Raw genomic sequence first — 17,163 nt, 5'->3', positions numbered from 1 at the left:
TAGGGTTGTTGCGCATTCGCCGCAACGCTAGAAATGCTCAGGAGCCGCCCTTCAGCCGCTTGCGGTGAAGTTCCTCGGCATTCGGCAACGCCTCTTTCGGCACGCCGAAAATCTGGCCGGGCTCGATCAGGTCGGGGTTTTTGATCTGGTCTTCGTTGGCGAGATAGATCGTCGTATAACGCACGCCCTGACCATAAACACGACGGGAAATCTGCCACAGCGTATCACCGCGGCGGATGATGACGCTGTTCTGGCTCTCTGCCAGCGGCGCCTGCTCGAAGGTCTGCGGACCGGCGGGCGCCTGTGGAGCGGGAGCGGCGGGCGCCGTGATGTGGAGCTCGGCAAGGCGGCTTGTCAGCGAGGCGATACCCTTGCCGATTGCCGCCACATCGTTCGGCCATGCTTCGACCGATGTCAGCAGCTGGCGCGCCTTGGCGGTGATGTCGCCGGCAAAAGCGGTGAAGGCCGGATCTGTCGCGGCGGCGGTACGGAATTCCGAAAGCGACTTGAGGCCGATGACGACGGCGGAGCGGCCGGCAATGGCCTGATCGAGCGCCGGCGTGGCCTGATCCTTGTAGAGATTGGAAAGAATGCCGAAGGCCTTGGCGACATCGTCGCGCAGCTTTTCAAAAGTTGCGCGATCACTCGCCGTGCTCTGGTTTTCAGCCGGCGCCGCAGTCGCTGTGGCTGACGACGGAGCGGACGGCGTTTGCATGGCGACGGTCGCCTGGTCGGTCTGCGGCCGCTCGAAGGGAACGCGCACGCGCAGTTTCGCGGCGCCGTCGGCGTTCAGTTCCTCGACGGTGATGATGTGGCTGCCGACGCTAAGCTCGACATCGCCTTCGACGACGAAATGACCGGAGGCTTCCGTGATGCTCTTGCCGATTTCCCTGTCATCGACCAGCGCACGCACAGTCGAACCGGCAGGCGCGGAACCGGCGACGAAGATCTTCGATCCCTCGAACTCGACGGCGGTGACCTGAACGCTCGAGGTCAGCGGGGCCGCGGCGGACGCAGCCGCAGTGCCGGCGAGCGGTGCGGAAGCGGTGTTGGCGCTGGTTTCGGATGTTGCCGCAGGCTGTTGCGAGGGCGCGGCTTGCGGCTGAAGCGCCGGAGGGGCCGCCTCCGGCATGGCCAGCACGCGGCTTGCCTTGCCGGGCTTGGAAACCATGGCCAGAAGCTCGCCCGTCTTGCCGTCAGGTACGGAAACCGTGGCGACTTCTTCGGATTGCGTTGCCTTGCCGTTGGCATCGGTCGAACGCAGCACCAGCTCATGATCGCCGGGTGGCAGCGGATTGTCGAAAACGGCGGCGAAATCGCCGCTGCCGTCGATGGTCGTCTGCGCGATCACCTTGCCGTTGCTCAAGATTTCGAGCTTCGCACCGGGCTGCGCCTTGCCGGCGATCACGGCCGAACCATCCGGCTCGACGCGCAGCACGTCGAAAGTCGGCGTGGCGGATGATGATTGCGCCGCATCGGCGGGTGCTGCGGCCGGTTTTTCCGGTTCTGGCGCACCATCGTCGGTGCCGGCGAAGACGCCAGCCAGACGACGCACCTGGGCCGCCGCCGCCGCCGCATTGTCAGGCAGGCCGCGCAGGAACGCCGTGGTGCGCTCGGCGGCCGCGCGCGCCGTAGTGATGAGCCGCGACGTCGTTTCGTCCAGCGACTCGGGAATTTCGATATTCGTCAGTTCCTTCAGCGAGGTTTCGACCTTCTTGCGCGCCGCTGCGAAATCGGCGTCGGAGGGAACCTTGCTGTCGGCGAAAAGCGTCGTCAGATCCTTGATCGACTGGGTGGCGGAAGCCGCCCGCCGTCCGACCTTGTCGGCGATGTTGGCGGTTTCCTCGGCCGCGTCGGACAGGATGTCGCCCGCCTTGTCGGCGCCCATTTCAACGCTGTTCTTCACAGCGTCGCCGGCCTCGTTGATAGCGTCGCCGATCGGTTTGCCGTCGTTTGAAATCCGCGGCAGGACGAAAAAGATCATGAGCAGGGACGCAATCCCCAGCACGACCAGCGCCAGCAAACCGGCTTTATTATTTTTCATCCTGGAATCTCCGGGTATTTCAAGCTTTTCACACAAGTTGAGATTGCTAGCGCCTTACCTTGCGCCAGACAAGCGGCGAGTGGCTAAAAGGCCATATTTGCAAGGGATTTCCCAAATTTTCTTGACGTGCCGCATCGCACATAGTTCCTTCCCTTCATGACGGACAAAAATACATCGATTCGATCCATCTGCGTTTATTGCGGCTCCCAGCCCGGACGTGATCCGGCTTATATGGAAGCAGGCCGCGCGCTTGGGAAATGCTTTGCCGAAAGCGGCATTCGCCTCATTTATGGCGGCGGCACCAAGGGCATCATGGGCGCGGTCGCCAGCGGCGTTCTTTCCAATGGCGGCGAAGTAACCGGCATCATACCGGAATTTCTGGTCGATATGGAGGCGACGCGCCATTCTCTCGGACAATTGAACGAGCTTGTCATAACCAAGGACATGCACGAGCGCAAACATATGATGTTCGAGCGGTCCGATGGCTTCGTGACATTGCCGGGCGGTGTCGGCACGCTGGAGGAGATTGTCGAGATCATGACCTGGGCGCAGCTTGGCCGCCATTCCAAACCGATGGTCTTTGCCAATATCAACGGCTTCTGGAACCCGATGCTGGAGTTGGTGCAACACATGCGCGACCAGGGCTTCATTCACCGCGCGCATCTTCTCAACCCGCTCGTCATCGACGAGGTGAAGGATATCGTGCCCGCCATCATCGACCGGGCGCTGGCGCAGCAGAACCCGGAAGGCGACCCTTCGGTGATTTCCCGCCTTTAACGACTATGCGTATCCGCGATTGCTGGCGAATTGTTGAGACCCATTTGCCCCAAACAGCGGAAAGGTGACCACGATAGTACAGACTACCGCTTGAGCCGCAGCAGGCTGGAGCCGGTATAGATCGCCAGCGCCACCCAGATCATCGCAAAGGCGGCCATGCGCACCATGTCGAACGGCTCCTTGAAGATGAAGATGGCAATGAGGAAGATCATCGTCGGTGCGATATATTGCATGATGCCGATGGTCGACAGCCGCAGCAGTTTTGCGCCATTGCCATAAAGGATGAGCGGAACGGCGGTGATAAGCCCGCTTGCCGCCAGAAGCCAGGTATCGGCGGAGTTGCCGCCCATGAAATGCGCCTGTCCGCTGAAGGCGAGCCAGATCATCACCAGCACGGCAGGGATGGATAAAAGCATGACTTCCAGCAGGAAACCCTGCGTTGCGCCAATCGGCAAAGTCTTGCGGAAAAAGGCGTAAAAACCCCAGGACACGGTGAGCGCGATGGACACCCAGGGCAGGCTACCCGCATGCCAGGTGAGGATCGCCACCGCCAGCGCCACGAGGCAGATAGCGGCGATCTGCGCCGGATAAAGCTTTTCCTTGAGAAGCACCGCGCCGAGGAAAATGCTGAACAGCGGATTGATGAAATAGCCAAGCGCGGCATCGAGCGCGCGGCCTGCGCCGATCGCCCAGATATAGACGCCCCAGTTGATGCTGATGAGGATGGCCGTCAGGCTCGCCATAGCCAGCATCTTCGGGGTTCTGAGCGCGGTTCTGATTTCCGCCGTGCGCCCGAGCGCAATCAGCACGACCGCCGCAATCGGCACCGACCAGACGACGCGATGGACAATGACCTCGATCGGCGAAATATGCGCAACCGCTTTCATGTAGAATGGAAGAAACCCCCAGAGCAGATAAGCGGAAAGCGCGAAAGCAAAACCGCGCGCGCTGTCGCCGCCCTCCTGGGCCGGGAGCGATTTGTCGAGTGCCATGGGGAGTACCGCCAATTGTTCGGATGCCGTTTTATAACGGATTGCCACAGTGGCGGCCAATTCATTTCCGTGAAGGGTTCATGAGAAAAACTGCATGAATAAAAGGCGCGCTGCCCTTGAAATGGGCTGCTCCGCGATGGAAGGAAATGATTCACGCAGGAAGCCCTGCGTGAATCATTCTCTTATCCGTCCGTTGCAAGGTGATGAAAGGACTGGTTATTTCCCGGCAAAACGGTCGTTGGCGCGGATCAGTTGATCAAGAATGCCCGGCTCGCTCATCGCGTGTCCGGCCGCCTCGACGATATGGAAATCCGCCTTCGACCAGGCCTTGGCCAGCTGCCAGGCATATTTCAGCGGGCAGGGCATGTCATAACGCCCATGCACGATGACGCCGGGAATATCGTTAAGTTTGCCGGCGTCGCGCAGCAATTGGCCTTCTTCCAGCCAGCCGCCATTGACGAAAAAGTGGTTTTCGATGCGGGCGAAAGCGATGGCGTATTTGTCCTCGCCGAAATCCGCGACCCGGTCGGGATCGCTGACGAGCGAGATGGTTGCCCCTTCCCACTGGCTCCATGCCTTGGCGCATTCGAGTTTCTTCGCCTCGTCGGTACCGGTGAGATAGCGGTTATAGGCCTGCATCATCTCGCCGCGTTCGGCTTGCGGGATGGGTGCTATGAATTTTTCCCACTGATCCGGATACATTTCGGAAACGCCGAACTGGTAATACCAGTCCAGTTCCGGCCTGGTGACGGTGTAAATGCCGCGCAGAACCAGCTCACTGACGCGGTCGGGATGGGTCTCGGCATAGGCGAGCGCCAGCGTCGAGCCCCAGGAACCGCCGAAAACCAGCCATTTCTCGAAGCCGCAAAGCACGCGCAGCCTTTCGATATCGGCAACGAGATGCCATGTGGTATTGGCTTCCAGTTCCGCATGCGGCGTGGAGCGGCCGCAGCCGCGCTGGTCGAACAGGATGACGTCGTAAAGGGCCGGATCGAAAACGCGGCGATGCGTGGGATTCACCCCGCCGCCGGGGCCGCCATGCAGGAAAACCGCCGGTTTTCCACCGCGCGTGCCCACCCGTTCCCAATAGATCGTGTGGCCGTCGCCGACATCGAGCATGCCGGTCTCGAAAGGTTCGATCTCGGGGTAAAAGCCGCGCAATTCTTCGGTCATGGGTCATCATCCTTCGCTGGCCATTCGGCCGTATCATGGTCCGGGTGTTGGCAATTGTTCACCCGAGGGGAAGGGCTATCCGTTGCAGGCTCCGGCTCGATCGGCAAGCCGTCGAGTGCGCCGAACCACTGCATTTTGCCAGCGAGATTGGATTGCGCCTCGGGTTTGATCCGCTGGGGTTCGTCCAGCGAACCGAGGGCAATATTGATGAAATCGGCGCCCGGCATGTCGTAGAACAGCGGCGTGCCGCACCGGCCGCAGAAACCGCGACGCACGTGATCGGAGGACTGGAACCACGTTGCTTCGCCGCGGGTGATTTCAAACTGCGTAAGCGTACTTGCGGCAAGCGGCATGAAATAATTGCCCGATGCCTTCTGGCACATGCGGCAATGGCACAGATGCGGATAACGAAGACCGCCCTCTATCCGATAACGCACCGCGCCGCACTGACATCCACCGCTGAAACCCTCGGCTCCGCTCATGCGCGCTCGTCTTCCGGCGGCCAGACCTGTGTGTCGTGATCCGGGTGCTGATAGGAGGTGATCTCCGCCTCGTCCACGCCCTGTTCCACGGTCGGCTTGCCGAAGAGCTGCTCTATCCACGGCATGCGCTTGTGGACATTGACCTGCACCTGCGGCTCGATCCGCTCGGGCTCATCGAAAGCGCCGATGGCGATCTCGACGCCGCCGGGATAATGGTAGGTCAGCGGCGTGCCGCACTTGTTGCAGAAACCGCGATGGATTTTCTGCGACGAACGAAAGAGGGCAGGCTGGCCGCGCGTCCAGGTCAGATGCGCCTGATCGGCTGTGACGAGTGCGCCGAAGAAATTGCCGAAATGTTTCTGGCACATGCGGCAATGGCAGATGGAGGCCCGGCCAAGTTTGCCCGCATGGAAACGCACCGCACCACACTGGCAACCGCCGGAAAAACCACTTTCGCTCATTGTCTGTTCTCCAGCGGCCATTGTGCCGTATCATGGTCGGGGTGCTGATAGGAGACGAGATTGGTGAGATAGTCCACCGAAGTCAGGTCGTCTTCCGTCGGAACGGCAGGCAGCGTGTGAAGCGTGTCGACGAAATCGATCTTGCGCTCCACGCCCCACTGAATGGTTGGCGGCAGCGCTGCGGGATCGTCAAATGCCCCGGCAGCCACCGCCACGCCATCCGGCGCCTCATAGGTGAGCGGCGTGCCACACTCCGGGCAGAAGCCGCGTCTGACGACGCTGGAGGATTGAAACCGCTTCGGCTCGCCGCGCGTCCATTCGAATTCCACGTTGCGTACCGAAACCAGCGGCGCGTAATAGGCCCCGAAGGCCTTCTGGCACATGCGGCAATGGCAGATGGAACTGTCTTTCAGGTCGCCTGTGGCGCGAAAACGGACCGCGCCGCATTGGCATCCGCCGGTATGGGTGGTCATGCTTGGTTCTCCTCTGCCATGCGGATAATGTGGAGACAGACATTGTCGATGTCGTTGAGGATATCGTCGTTCCAGAAACGGAGGATGGTCCAGCCTAGTTCCTCAAGCGTTTGTGTTCTCTGCCGGTCGTAAGCTGCCGCAAAGTCTTCCGCGTGTTGAAACCCGTCCAGTTCGATGATGATCTTATGCGACGGGCAAGCGAAATCAACGATATATCCGGCAACCGGCAACTGGCGTCGGAAAGACAGGCCGTCTAGGCGGTGAGCACGGACGGCGTTCCAAAACTTCAGCTCTGTGTCGGTCATAGCCTTTCGCATCTTCCGCGCATATTCCCGATGTTGGGGTTTGACCTTGGCGTGGGGCATGAGCGGCTCGCGGCTTGATGGGTGCTGCGAGATTGGAGTATGGCGTGGTCGAAAGCAAGGGCGTGTCGTGGGACTTACCCCCCTCTGCCCTGCCGGGCATCTCCCCCTCAAGGGGGGAGATCAGCAGGAGGCGCTACCTCAACTTCACTCTTAAGCGTTGAGATGGGCGAGACCGCGCCACAGATCGATCTCCCCCCTTGAGGGGGAGATGCCCGGCAGGGCAGAGGGGGGTAAACCCCAAACCGCAGCAGTAAATTACCGCTTAATCTCCCACGTTGTCGTCCGCTCCCCGGTCTCTTTGTCCTTGCCATCCTTCAACTGAATGCCCTTTTCCAAAAGCTCGTCGCGAACACGATCCGCCTCCGCAAAGTTTTTCGCCTTCAGCATTTCAAGACGCAATTCCACCAACGCATCGACAGCCGAAACGATGGCCTCATCCACCTCCGTCTTCTTCGGCAGAACACCCATCAGGGCGGCGCTGGCGGCGAAGGCGGGTAGTCTGGACGGGTCGGTATTGGCCGCATGGGCCAGCGCATGCAGCGCCTGCACGGCGGCAACCGTGTTGAGGTCGTCGGCAAGCGCATCAAGCACAGTTTCGTCCGGTGCGGCCTCGGAGTTTTCGGCCGCCGGCCATTTGGCCAGCAGGCGTTCGGCCTCTTCCAGACGCTTCACCGAAAAATCGATCGGCTCGCGATAATGCGTCATCAGCATAGCGAGACGCAGTACTTCGCCCGGCCATTGCCGTCCGCCGAATTTTTCCGTGTGCAGCAATTCGTAGATCGTCACGAAGTTGCCCTCGGACTTCGACATCTTGCGGCCTTCCACCTGCACGAAGCCGTTATGCATCCACACATTGGCCATGACATGCGTGCCGTGGGCGCAGCGCGATTGCGCGATTTCGTTCTCATGATGCGGGAAGATGAGGTCGAGCCCGCCACCGTGAATGTCGAAGATTTCGCCAAGGTAACGGCCAGCCATGGCCGAGCACTCGATGTGCCAGCCCGGGCGGCCGAGACCCCAGGGGCTCTCCCAGCCAGGTTCGTTGTGGGACGACAGTTTCCAAAGCACAAAATCGCCGGGGTTCTTTTTGTGGGCTTCCACCGCCACGCGCGCGCCGGCCTGCTGTTCGTCCAGCGGACGTTTGGAAAGCTGGCCGTAATCGGCCATCGACCGCGTGTCGAACAGAACCTCGCCGCCCGCCGTATAGGCGTGGCCGCGTTCGATGAGCCTCTCGATGAGACGGATCATCTCGGCAATATAGTCGGTGGCGCGGGGTTCCACGGTCGGCGGAAGGCAGCCGAGGGCGGCGACGTCATCATGGAACTGGTCGGCCGTCTTTTTCGTCACCGCGTGGATGGCGTCGTTCAGCGGCAGATGCGGATAGTCGCGCAATGCCCGCGCGTTGATCTTGTCGTCGAGATCGGTGATGTTGCGGGCATAGGTAACGTGGTTTTCGCCGTAGACGTGGCGCAGCAGGCGATAGAGAACATCGAACACGATGACCGGGCGCGCATTGCCGATATGGGCGAAATCATAGACCGTCGGGCCGCACACATACATGCGCACATTGTCAGGATCGATCGGCGCAAATTCCGCCTTTTCGCGGGTCAGGGTATTGTAGAGTTTCAGGCGCAAGGACATGCGGGTGTTCCCTAAAGGCAGTCAATTGTCCTGACCGGACCGTTTGTCTGTTGGACCTTGCGGGAAGACGAAAACGATCTGGCCGGTGGCGAACCAGCAAAAATTATTCAGCAGCAGGTGCAGATCGTTGTTTTCATACCTTGCCTTATGGCGCGGCGGTTCTGTGTGGTCAAGCGTTTCTCGCCGGTGCCGCAATGACGCGGGCCAAAAGCTTATTCCGGCTGGCGATATTCCACGAATTTCCTCTCACGCACGACGAAGAGCTTGCCGGTTTCGGTAAGATCGGGCGAGGCGAGTGGAAGGATGGCGGCGGCAACTTCGGACGGATGCGGCACGGTGGCCGGATCTTCGCCCGGCATGGCCTGGGCGCGCATCGCCGTGCGCGTGGCACCCGGATTGATGCTGTTGACACGAAGCGCGCTCTTCTGCGTTTCCGCAGCCCAGGTGCGGGCGAGCGCTTCCACGGCGGCCTTGGAGGTGGCGTAGACGCCCCAGAAGGGACGACAGCTATGGGCCGCACCCGAAGACAGGATGAGCGCGCGGCCGGCATCCGATTTCAACAGCAGCGGCTCGACCGAACGGATCAGCCGCCAGGTGGCGGTGACGTTGATGTTCATGACCCTTTCGAAGACCTTCGCCTCGATATGGCCGACCGGGGAAATCACGCCAAGAACACCGGCATTGGCGACCAGAATATCGAGCTTGCCCCAGCGTTCGTATATATTGGCGCCCAGCGCATCGATGGCTTTCATGTCGGCGAGATCAAAGGGGACCAGCGTCGCGGTGCCGCCGACGGCCTTGATGGCGTCGTCCAGTTCCTCAAGGCCGCCGACCGTGCGGGCGCAGGCGATGACATGCGCGCCCGCTTTGGCCAGCTCCAGCGCGGTGAAATAGCCGATGCCGCGCGATGCGCCGGTAACGAGAGCGATGCGCCCCTTGAGATCGATAGTCATGGTCTCTCCCGAAATGATTGCGCCTTCTTCTACGAAGCCGCGGACGCCCGCTGCAAGCAATTAAATTGTCGCAGCTGACGTGCGGAATAAAAGGCAAGAAAAAAGCGGCCGCCGGAGACCGGTGGCCGCTTGTTCTGTCGCACCTATCAGCCGTTACTGGCCAGCATGGAAATCTTGCTGCCCATGGCCTCGCCATTCTTGTCGAGAAGGCGGGTCGGATAATCGCCGGTGAAATAATGGTCCGTGAACTGCGGCCGCGCCGGGTTGCGGTTTTCGCCACCCACCGCACGGTAAAGCCCGTCGATGGACAGGAAGGCCAGCGAATCTGCGCCGATATATTTCGCCATCGCTTCGACGTCCGCATATTGGTTGGCGAGCAGCTTGTCTGCGTCAGGTGTATCGATGCCGTAAAAATCCGGATGGAAAATCATCGGGCTGGCAACGCGGATATGCACTTCCTTGGCGCCGGCTTCTCGGATCATCTGCACGATCTTGACCGAGGTCGTGCCGCGCACGATGGAATCGTCCACCAGCACCACGCGCTTGCCTTCGATCATCGCCCGGTTGGCAGAATGCTTGAGCTTGACGCCGAAAGCGCGGATCTGCTGCGTCGGCTCGATGAAGGTTCGGCCGACATAATGGTTGCGGATGATGCCATATTCGAAGGGAATGCCGCTTTCCTGCGCAAAACCGAGCGCTGCCGGCGTGCCGCCATCGGGAACCGGTACCACGACGTCAGCTTCCAGCGGTGCTTCCTTGGCAAGGTTCATGCCCATGTTCTTGCGCGTCGTGTAGACGTTGCGGCCACCGACGACGGAATCGGGGCGGGCGAAATAGACATATTCGAACAGGCAGAGACGCTCCGGCTGCGGCTTCGAGGGCTTGCGCGCGTCGATGGTGATCGAACCGTCAGGCTGGATTTCGCAGATGATGACTTCGCCGTTTTCAACGTCGCGCACGAATTTCGCACCGATGATGTCGAGAGCGCAGGTTTCCGAGCAGAAGATCGGCTTGCCGTCCAGTTCGCCCATGACGAGCGGGCGGATGCCGATAGGGTCGCGTGCGGCGATCAGCTTGGTGCGGGTCATCGCCAGCATCGAATAACCGCCTTCCATCTGGCGGATCGCGTCAATGAAACGATCAGCGGTGGAAGAGTGGCGTGAGCGGGCGATGAGGTGAAGGACGACTTCGGTATCCGACGTCGACTGACAGATGGCGCCTGTCGCGATGATCTGACGGCGCAGCGTCAGGCCGTTGGTGAAGTTGCCATTGTGGGCAATGGAAATGCCGCCTTCTTCCAGCTCGGCAAACAGCGGCTGCACGTTGCGCATCGCCACTTCGCCCGTGGTGGAATAACGGGTGTGGCCAATGGCGATGGAGCCTGGCAGGCGGGCGAGCGTTGCGGGATCGGTATAATGATCGCCAACGAGGCCCATATGGCGTTCCTGATGGAAGCGCTTGCCATCGAAGGAGACGATGCCGGCTGCTTCCTGGCCGCGATGCTGGAGCGCATGCAGACCGAGCGCGGTCAGCGCCGAGGCATCGGCATGGCCGAGAATGCCGAACACGCCGCATTCTTCATGCAGCGTATCGCCGTCGATCTCTTCCTTGAAAGTGGTCCCATGGAATGTGGAATGCGAAAGCGGCTCAATCATCCGGCTTGCCCTTGCTCTCTACCGAGAAAAAAGAAAGACCTCTCCGGTGAGTATCTCTCCCGGTCGGTCCGTCTGTGTCGTGCTTGATATTTAGCACAAATAGCGCGCCTTGCATGCATTGCAAGGCGCGACACTGTGTCAATTATTCGTTGCCGGTTGATTTGTCGCCGGCACATCTTCCGCAGGCGCCTGCGCTGCTGTCGGTTCCTGCGGTTTTCCAAGGATACGGGCGCGGATCTGCGGCTCGATATCGTCAGGAAGAACCGCCTCCAGCTTGCCGACCAGCCCGTCGAGGAAAGGTTTGGACTTGGCCTGGGTCATCCATTCCGGCTGCGTCTTCACATCCACCAGCCAGTTCCAGAAGGCGACCGCGACGACGAGCAGCAGGATGCCGCGCGCCGCGCCGAACAGGAAGCCGAGCGTACGGTCCAGTGCGCCGATGCGGCTGTCGATGATGAAATCGGCAATACGCGAGGTGATGAAGGAAATCACGATCAGCGAGACGAGGAAGACCACACCGGCGGAACCGGCGATGGCGATCTTGTCGTCATCAGTATAGTTGCGCGCATAGGGCAAGAGGACCGGATAAAGATAATAGGCGGCGGCGACAGAGCCGCCCCAGCTCGCAATCGACAAAATCTCGCGTGAGAAACCGCGCACCATTGCAAGAAGGGCAGAGAAAAGAACAACGGCGATGACGATGCCGTCGAAAATTGTAATGGGCATATACCAACTCCGGAGGTGCGACGCCTTGTCAGACGCTGCCTTGCCAATTTTGCGATCCTCTTACACCACTGTTTCCCTTGGCGAAAGGATCAATATTCGTCGTCCTCAACCTGTTTGAACCGGTTGCCGGAGCCGGCGATGCGGGCCACGAGGTCCGGAAGGCTTTCAATTTCCGCCCACCGACCCTTGCCCGCTTTGGGCAATTCAGCCGAACCAGACGGCAGAAGTGCGGCGGAAAAGCCGAGTTTTTCAGCTTCTTTCAACCGTTGGCCCGTATGCGAAACCGGGCGCACCGCACCCGACAGGCTGATTTCGCCGAAATAGACGCAATCGGCGGGCAGGGCAAGACCGGCAAGCGAGGAAACAAGCGCCGAGGCAATCGCCATATCGGCCGCCGGTTCTGAAATGCGGTAGCCGCCTGCGACATTCAGATAAACATCATGCTGGCCAAGCTTCACCCCGCAATGGGCCTCCAATACGGCGAGAATCATGGCGAGTCGCGAGCTGTCCCAGCCAACGACCGCGCGGCGCGGCGTGCCGAGCGACGTGGCAGCGACCAGCGCCTGCACCTCGACAAGTATGGGACGTGTGCCTTCGATGCCGGCGAAAACCGCTGCACCCGGCGATTTTTCGTTGCGCTCGCCCAGAAACAGCTCCGACGGATTGGACACTTCCCTGAGGCCACGATCCGACATTTCGAAAACGCCGATTTCATCGGTCGGCCCGAAGCGGTTCTTGACCGTGCGCAGAATGCGGTAATGGTGACCACGATCCCCTTCAAAATAAAGCACGGCATCGACCATGTGTTCCACCACGCGCGGACCGGCGATCTGGCCTTCCTTTGTCACATGGCCGACAAGCACCATGGTCGCGCCTGTCTGCTTGGCGAAACGGATCATCGCCTGCACGCCGGTGCGCACCTGCGTCACCGTGCCGGGGGCGGAATCGGCCGTGTCGCTCCACAGCGTCTGAATGGAATCGATGATGACGAGATCGGGCCGCTTGCCCTCGGAAATCGTTGCCAGAATATCCTCGACATTGGTTTCCGCCGCCAAGAGCACGTCCGTATCCGCAGCGCCGAGACGTTGCGCCCGCAGACGCACCTGCGCCACCGCCTCTTCGCCCGAGACATAGACGATGCGATGGCCGCGCCGCGACAGGGCAGCCGCCGCCTGCATCAGCAGCGTCGATTTGCCGATACCCGGGTCGCCGCCGATCAAAACGGCCGAACCGCGCACGAAGCCGCCGCCAGTCGCCCGGTCTAGTTCGCTGATGCCGGTCGGAATACGCGGCGCTTCCTCGATCTCGCCGGAAAGCGAGGTGAGCGTGACAGGTCTGCCCTTCTTCGGCACCTTGCCCGGCCCGGAGCCGATACCGCCCATCGGGTCTTCTTCGACGATGGTATTCCACTCGCCGCAGCCTTCGCATTTTCCTGCCCAGCGGGTATGAACCGTGCCGCAGTTCTGGCACACAAATTGGGTCTTGGCTTTGGCCATGTTTTGTCAGTTTTCTTCTTGTTTGAAATCGTTGGCGGAAATGTCTTGATGGCCGTGCAGTACGCGCAAAACGGTAAGCTCATTCTCGTCGACACGAAAGAAAATAACGCGCTCACGATAAGCGATGCTGCGAAGCCCGGCTCCATATCCGCTTCTTGAGACACCGGATAAGCCCAGTGCCGCTATCGATTCGATTTTATTGAAGATATCGAGGGCGAAGCGATCAGCAGCAAGGGGATTTTCGGCCTCGATATAGGCGTGGTCTTCGGCAAGGTCGCGCCTTGCGCGCGTGGTGAAGGTTGGAGTCCGGATTTTAATTGCCGGACCCCGTTTTTTGCTGCGCGGAAACTCGTTTGATATCGCTCAGAAACTCGTCCTGTGAGGTATAACGGTGGACCCGGCCCGCCTCGGCGTCGTCGATGCCCTCCTGGATCAGCAACTGAAGCGCGGCTCGTTTACCTTCGTCACTGCTCAGCAATTGCAGGCTCGCATGAATGACGGCGTCCGCGTCGCTATAAATACCAGCCGCCACCTGCTCCTCAATGAACTTCTCGTCCTGCTCGCTCAAATGGATTTCGGGCATTTCGATCTCCTTTTGTTCTCTTTTAGCACAGGTCACATCGGCTTTCCAAGAGCTAAAGGCAGCCCTCAGTCGTCGGCCATCAGATATTGCCGTTCGTAACGCAGGCCGAGCCCCGTGAACATCTCATAGCCGATGGTGCCGGCCGCCCGTGCAGTCTCATCGACCGGTACGTTGGGGCCGAAAAGCTCGATATAGTCGCCGCTGCGGATGGCATTAACAGGTACATCCGTCACGTCGAAAATGGTGAGATCCATGGTCACGCGTCCCGCCACGGGCACTTTATGGCCGTTAACGGCACCGTAGGCGCCGCCATGGCCCATTTCGCGCAGCGGAATGCCGGAGCCGGAAAGCGAACGCTGATATCCATCCGCATAACCGACGGAAGCAATGGCAAGCCGGCTGGCGCGCTTCAGCAGGAAGCTGCCGCCGTAACTGACGGTCTGGCCTTCGCTCGCATCGCGTATCTGGATGATCCGCGCCTCGGCCTTCGCCACGGGCCGCATCGGGTTGGCCATGCCGTTGACGGCTTCGCCGCCATAAAGCGCAATGCCGGGGCGGGTGAGGTCGAAATGATAGTCGGAGCCGAGGAAAATCCCGGCGGATGCCGAAAGGCTTGATTCGATACCTTCGAAAGCGGCGCTAACCTTCCGGAATGATTCGAGCTGCGCCCTGTTCATCGGTGAGGAGGGCGTGTCGGCGCAGGCGAGGTGTGACAGCACCAGAACCGGATCGAAACTCGCCGGTCGTGTCACGTCGTCGGCAAGGAACAGGGCGTCGTCGAGCGGAAGGCCGAGGCGATTGAAGCCGGTATCCACATGCAGCGCGCAGGGGTGGTCTCCGCGCTCGGCAACCGTCGCCATCCAGAACGACAGCTGCTCTTCTGACGCCAGCACCGGCACAAGATCGTTGTCGAAGACCTGCCGTTCCTGCCCCTGCCAGATGCCTGACAGGACGAAGATGCGCGCTTCCGGGGCATAGGATCGCAACGTTGCGCCCTCAGCCACCGTCGCCACGAAGAAGTCCCGCGCGCCGGCATGGTAAAGCGTCGCGCCGCAATCCTCGATACCGAGACCATAGGCATCGGCCTTGACGACAGCCGCCGTGCGGGCGCTTCCGGACCGCTTCTTCATGTCCCGCCAATTGTCGGCGAGCGCGCCGAGATCGACGGTCAGCCGCAGCGGCGCGTGCTCGAAAGCATCATTTTCGTTTTCGGGAAAGCTGTCTTCGAAGTCGTCTGTCATGCCATGCGTCCGGTTGATTTTGGAACCGGCCAGACCCTAGCACTTTTGTTCAAGACGGTAAGGACGGAATGCTCTAAACTTCGCTCATGCACAATGTTTCGCAGGAACAGGCCCTTGATTTTATGCCCGTTGCCACGACGGAAACCACGCGTTTCTGGCGGGACGGACGTTTTGGCGGCATGGAATGCCTCAGCGCGACGTTTCTCACCCATGAATACTCACCGCATGCACATGACACGTTTTCCATCGGTGCCATCGAAAGCGGCTCGCAGATCTCCACCATTCAGGGCACCACCGAACAGACGGGGCCGGGGCATCTTTATCTCATCAATCCAGACGAGATTCACGACGGCGCGCCGGGCGGCGGCGGTTATCGTTACCGGATGATCTATCCCGACACGGAACTGCTGCGCGACATCATCGAGGACGTAACGGGCAGGGCATTTCACGGCACGCCGTGCTTTCCCAAATTCCTGCCGCACGATCCGCAGATGGCGGCCGCCTTTCAGATGGCCCACCGGCGGCTGGAGACGAAATCCGGCGCGCTGGAGGCGGATGAGGGGATGTTCTCGGTTCTGGCGGCGCTGTTCGGCAGGCATGGCAGCGCCATCATCCTGCCGGTTGAAACCCGCGAGAAAAGGGCGGTTCATACCGCCCGCGATTATCTCACCGATAATTACGAGAGCGATATCGGCCTTGAAGAACTCGCCTCTATCGCCGGTCTCAGCCGGGCGCATCTCATCCGCGCTTTTCGCAAGGAGTTTCACATCACCCCGCATGCCTATCTGACGGATGTGCGCATCCGCAGGGCGCGTCGGCTTCTGCGTGCAGGGGAGATGCCGGCCGAGGTGGCGGTTCTGTGTGGTTTCGCCGATCAGGCGCATTTCACCCGGCATTTCAAAGCGCGTACTGGCGTAACACCAGGACAATTTCGGACGGGTTGACTTGCCGCAGACCTTACCGTCACGCGGCGTCACTTTTGTTCAAGACGACTGTATTTCTCAGGCGTAATCCCTTTCCTTCGAAAGGGAGAATGCGATGTTCATATCGGAGAAACGCGCGGAATTTATCGCGGGGTTGCGGGCCGCCGCCCCATTGCTTGTCGCCATGGTGCCGATCGGCGCGGTGTTCGGTGCTGTCGCCATCGGCAAAGGCCTGTCGCCGCTCGAGGCCTCGCTGATGTCGCTGCTTGTCTTTGCCGGCGGCTCACAATTCGTTGCCATGGATCTATGGACGCATCCCGCAAGCTGGACAGCGCTCGGTTTTGCGGCGCTTCTCGTCAATCTGCGCCATGTGTTGATGAGCGCCTCCATCGCGGGCAAGCTGGAGGATTTCAGGGGTTGGCGGAAATATGCCGCCATGCTGGTGCTGACCGACGAATCCTGGGCATTGTCCGAATTCCGCGTCATCGCCGACAGGCTGACGGCGGCCTTCTTCACCGGTGCCGCGCTCTCGATCTATCTCGTCTGGAACCTTGCAACCCTTGCCGGCGCGCTGCTCGGTTCGGTGGTGGGAGACATGTCGGTCATCGGTCTGGATTTCGCCTTTCCCGCCGTCTTCATCGTGCTGCTCATGGGGTTCTGGAAGGGCAGGGAAACCGGCTTCGTGCTTCTGGCAAGCGCATCCGCCGCCTGTCTCACCCACACGCTGGTTCCAGGCGCGTGGTATATCGCCGCCGGCGCGCTGGCGGGGCTTGCCGTCGCCGCCTTCGGGCATGAAGAACAGGTGGAGCAGCCGGCATGACGCTCGACCCGAATACGCTGCTGACAATCCTTGCCATGATGGCGGCAACCGTCGCCACCCGCCTTGGCGGCCTGTTGCTGGTCACTCATTTTTCGCTGACACCGCGCCTGAAAAAGGCGCTCGGCGTGGTGCCGCCCGCCGTCTTGATGGCCGTGGTGACGCCGACGGCGCTCGCCAGTGGCTTGGCGGAAACCATCGCCTGTGCAATCACCGCGGTTGCGGCGCTGCGCCTCAGCCTTCTGCCGGCCGCAACGCTCGGTGTTGCGGCCGTGGCGCTGCTGCGCGGAATCGGATTGTGAGAAAATTCCGCCAAGACCCTGAAAAGATTCCAGCCTTGTTTACGCAATGTGAGACATGG

Annotated in this window: 19 protein-coding genes; 4 read left to right on the top strand and 15 right to left on the bottom strand. The window is 60.6% G+C overall.

All coding sequences use genetic code 11. The annotated features are described in order from the left end of the window. Positions 1-37: 37 nt before the first annotated feature. Positions 38-2,044 carry a LysM peptidoglycan-binding domain-containing protein gene (locus PL599_RS17710; protein WP_269824187.1) on the bottom strand — a complete coding sequence of 669 codons (2,007 nt, stop codon included), beginning with the start codon at positions 2,042-2,044 and terminating at the stop codon, positions 38-40. 156 nt (positions 2,045-2,200) lie between these two features. Here PL599_RS17710 and PL599_RS17705 point away from each other — a divergent pair, with 156 nt between their 5' ends. Beyond that, positions 2,201-2,821 (top strand): TIGR00730 family Rossman fold protein, encoded by a 621-nt coding sequence (locus PL599_RS17705; protein ID WP_271359456.1) that lies wholly within the window; start codon positions 2,201-2,203, stop codon positions 2,819-2,821. Positions 2,822-2,904: 83 nt separating this feature from the next. On the opposite strand, the gene rarD is transcribed toward PL599_RS17705, so the two are convergent. From rarD to alr, 14 genes are all read right to left on the bottom strand, one after another. Next, positions 2,905-3,813 carry an EamA family transporter RarD gene (gene rarD, locus PL599_RS17700; RefSeq protein ID WP_077982587.1) on the bottom strand — a complete coding sequence of 303 codons (909 nt, stop codon included), beginning with the start codon at positions 3,811-3,813 and terminating at the stop codon, positions 2,905-2,907. Between the two features lie 216 nt (positions 3,814-4,029). Next, a complete protein-coding gene (pip, locus tag PL599_RS17695; RefSeq protein ID WP_142912510.1) occupies positions 4,030-4,986 on the bottom strand; it encodes a prolyl aminopeptidase in 957 nt (318 codons plus the stop codon). Further along, complete coding sequence (locus PL599_RS17690; RefSeq protein ID WP_077982585.1) at positions 4,983-5,468, bottom strand: GFA family protein; 486 nt, start codon at positions 5,466-5,468, stop codon at positions 4,983-4,985. Before PL599_RS17690 ends, pip begins: the two co-directional genes overlap by 4 nt. Continuing rightward, positions 5,465-5,929, bottom strand: a complete 465-nt coding sequence (locus tag PL599_RS17685; protein ID WP_077982584.1) for a GFA family protein — start codon at positions 5,927-5,929, stop codon at positions 5,465-5,467. The genes PL599_RS17690 and PL599_RS17685 overlap by 4 nt, the downstream gene beginning before the upstream one ends. Further along, positions 5,926-6,402 (bottom strand): GFA family protein, encoded by a 477-nt coding sequence (locus tag PL599_RS17680; RefSeq protein ID WP_269824188.1) that lies wholly within the window; start codon positions 6,400-6,402, stop codon positions 5,926-5,928. Before PL599_RS17680 ends, PL599_RS17685 begins: the two co-directional genes overlap by 4 nt. Then, positions 6,399-6,707: an endonuclease domain-containing protein gene (locus PL599_RS17675; protein ID WP_271359454.1), complete on the bottom strand. Its 309-nt coding sequence runs from the start codon at positions 6,705-6,707 to the stop codon at positions 6,399-6,401. Before PL599_RS17675 ends, PL599_RS17680 begins: the two co-directional genes overlap by 4 nt. A 315-nt stretch (positions 6,708-7,022) precedes the next feature. Next, positions 7,023-8,408, bottom strand: coding sequence for a cysteine--tRNA ligase (cysS, locus tag PL599_RS17670; RefSeq protein WP_269824190.1), 1,386 nt, complete (start codon positions 8,406-8,408; stop codon positions 7,023-7,025). 212 nt (positions 8,409-8,620) lie between these two features. Beyond that, positions 8,621-9,361, bottom strand: coding sequence for an SDR family NAD(P)-dependent oxidoreductase (locus PL599_RS17665; protein WP_217004523.1), 741 nt, complete (start codon positions 9,359-9,361; stop codon positions 8,621-8,623). A 146-nt stretch (positions 9,362-9,507) separates the two neighbouring features. Then, positions 9,508-11,016 carry an amidophosphoribosyltransferase gene (purF, locus tag PL599_RS17660; RefSeq protein WP_077982580.1) on the bottom strand — a complete coding sequence of 503 codons (1,509 nt, stop codon included), beginning with the start codon at positions 11,014-11,016 and terminating at the stop codon, positions 9,508-9,510. Between the two features lie 138 nt (positions 11,017-11,154). Continuing rightward, positions 11,155-11,742: a CvpA family protein gene (locus PL599_RS17655; protein WP_137410042.1), complete on the bottom strand. Its 588-nt coding sequence runs from the start codon at positions 11,740-11,742 to the stop codon at positions 11,155-11,157. 89 nt (positions 11,743-11,831) lie between these two features. Beyond that, positions 11,832-13,238 carry a DNA repair protein RadA gene (gene radA / locus PL599_RS17650; protein WP_077982578.1) on the bottom strand — a complete coding sequence of 469 codons (1,407 nt, stop codon included), beginning with the start codon at positions 13,236-13,238 and terminating at the stop codon, positions 11,832-11,834. Positions 13,239-13,244: 6 nt separating this feature from the next. After that, a complete protein-coding gene (locus PL599_RS17645; protein WP_137410985.1) occupies positions 13,245-13,550 on the bottom strand; it encodes a type II toxin-antitoxin system RelE/ParE family toxin in 306 nt (101 codons plus the stop codon). 1 nt (position 13,551) lies between these two features. Next, the gene (locus tag PL599_RS17640; RefSeq protein ID WP_269824191.1) at positions 13,552-13,821 is read right to left on the bottom strand and encodes a type II toxin-antitoxin system ParD family antitoxin; all 270 of its coding nucleotides are present in this window, start codon (positions 13,819-13,821) and stop codon (positions 13,552-13,554) included. 65 nt (positions 13,822-13,886) lie between these two features. Then, positions 13,887-15,062 carry an alanine racemase gene (gene alr, locus PL599_RS17635; RefSeq protein ID WP_269824192.1) on the bottom strand — a complete coding sequence of 392 codons (1,176 nt, stop codon included), beginning with the start codon at positions 15,060-15,062 and terminating at the stop codon, positions 13,887-13,889. An 86-nt stretch (positions 15,063-15,148) separates the two neighbouring features. Here alr and PL599_RS17630 point away from each other — a divergent pair, with 86 nt between their 5' ends. From PL599_RS17630 to PL599_RS17620, 3 genes are all read left to right on the top strand, one after another. Next, entirely contained in the window at positions 15,149-16,006 is an 858-nt protein-coding gene (locus tag PL599_RS17630; protein WP_170985470.1) for an AraC family transcriptional regulator, read from the top strand. 94 nt (positions 16,007-16,100) lie between these two features. Continuing rightward, complete coding sequence (locus tag PL599_RS17625; protein ID WP_077982575.1) at positions 16,101-16,805, top strand: AzlC family ABC transporter permease; 705 nt, start codon at positions 16,101-16,103, stop codon at positions 16,803-16,805. After that, positions 16,802-17,104 (top strand): AzlD family protein, encoded by a 303-nt coding sequence (locus PL599_RS17620; protein ID WP_077982574.1) that lies wholly within the window; start codon positions 16,802-16,804, stop codon positions 17,102-17,104. Before PL599_RS17625 ends, PL599_RS17620 begins: the two co-directional genes overlap by 4 nt. Positions 17,105-17,163: the final 59 nt, after the last annotated feature.

It is taken from the genome of Agrobacterium sp. ST15.16.055, from assembly GCF_027956555.1.
Classification (GTDB): Bacteria; Pseudomonadota; Alphaproteobacteria; order Rhizobiales; family Rhizobiaceae; genus Agrobacterium; species Agrobacterium salinitolerans.
Note: the sequence above shows the minus strand (reverse complement) of the source record. Positions and strands in the feature narration are given on the sequence as shown.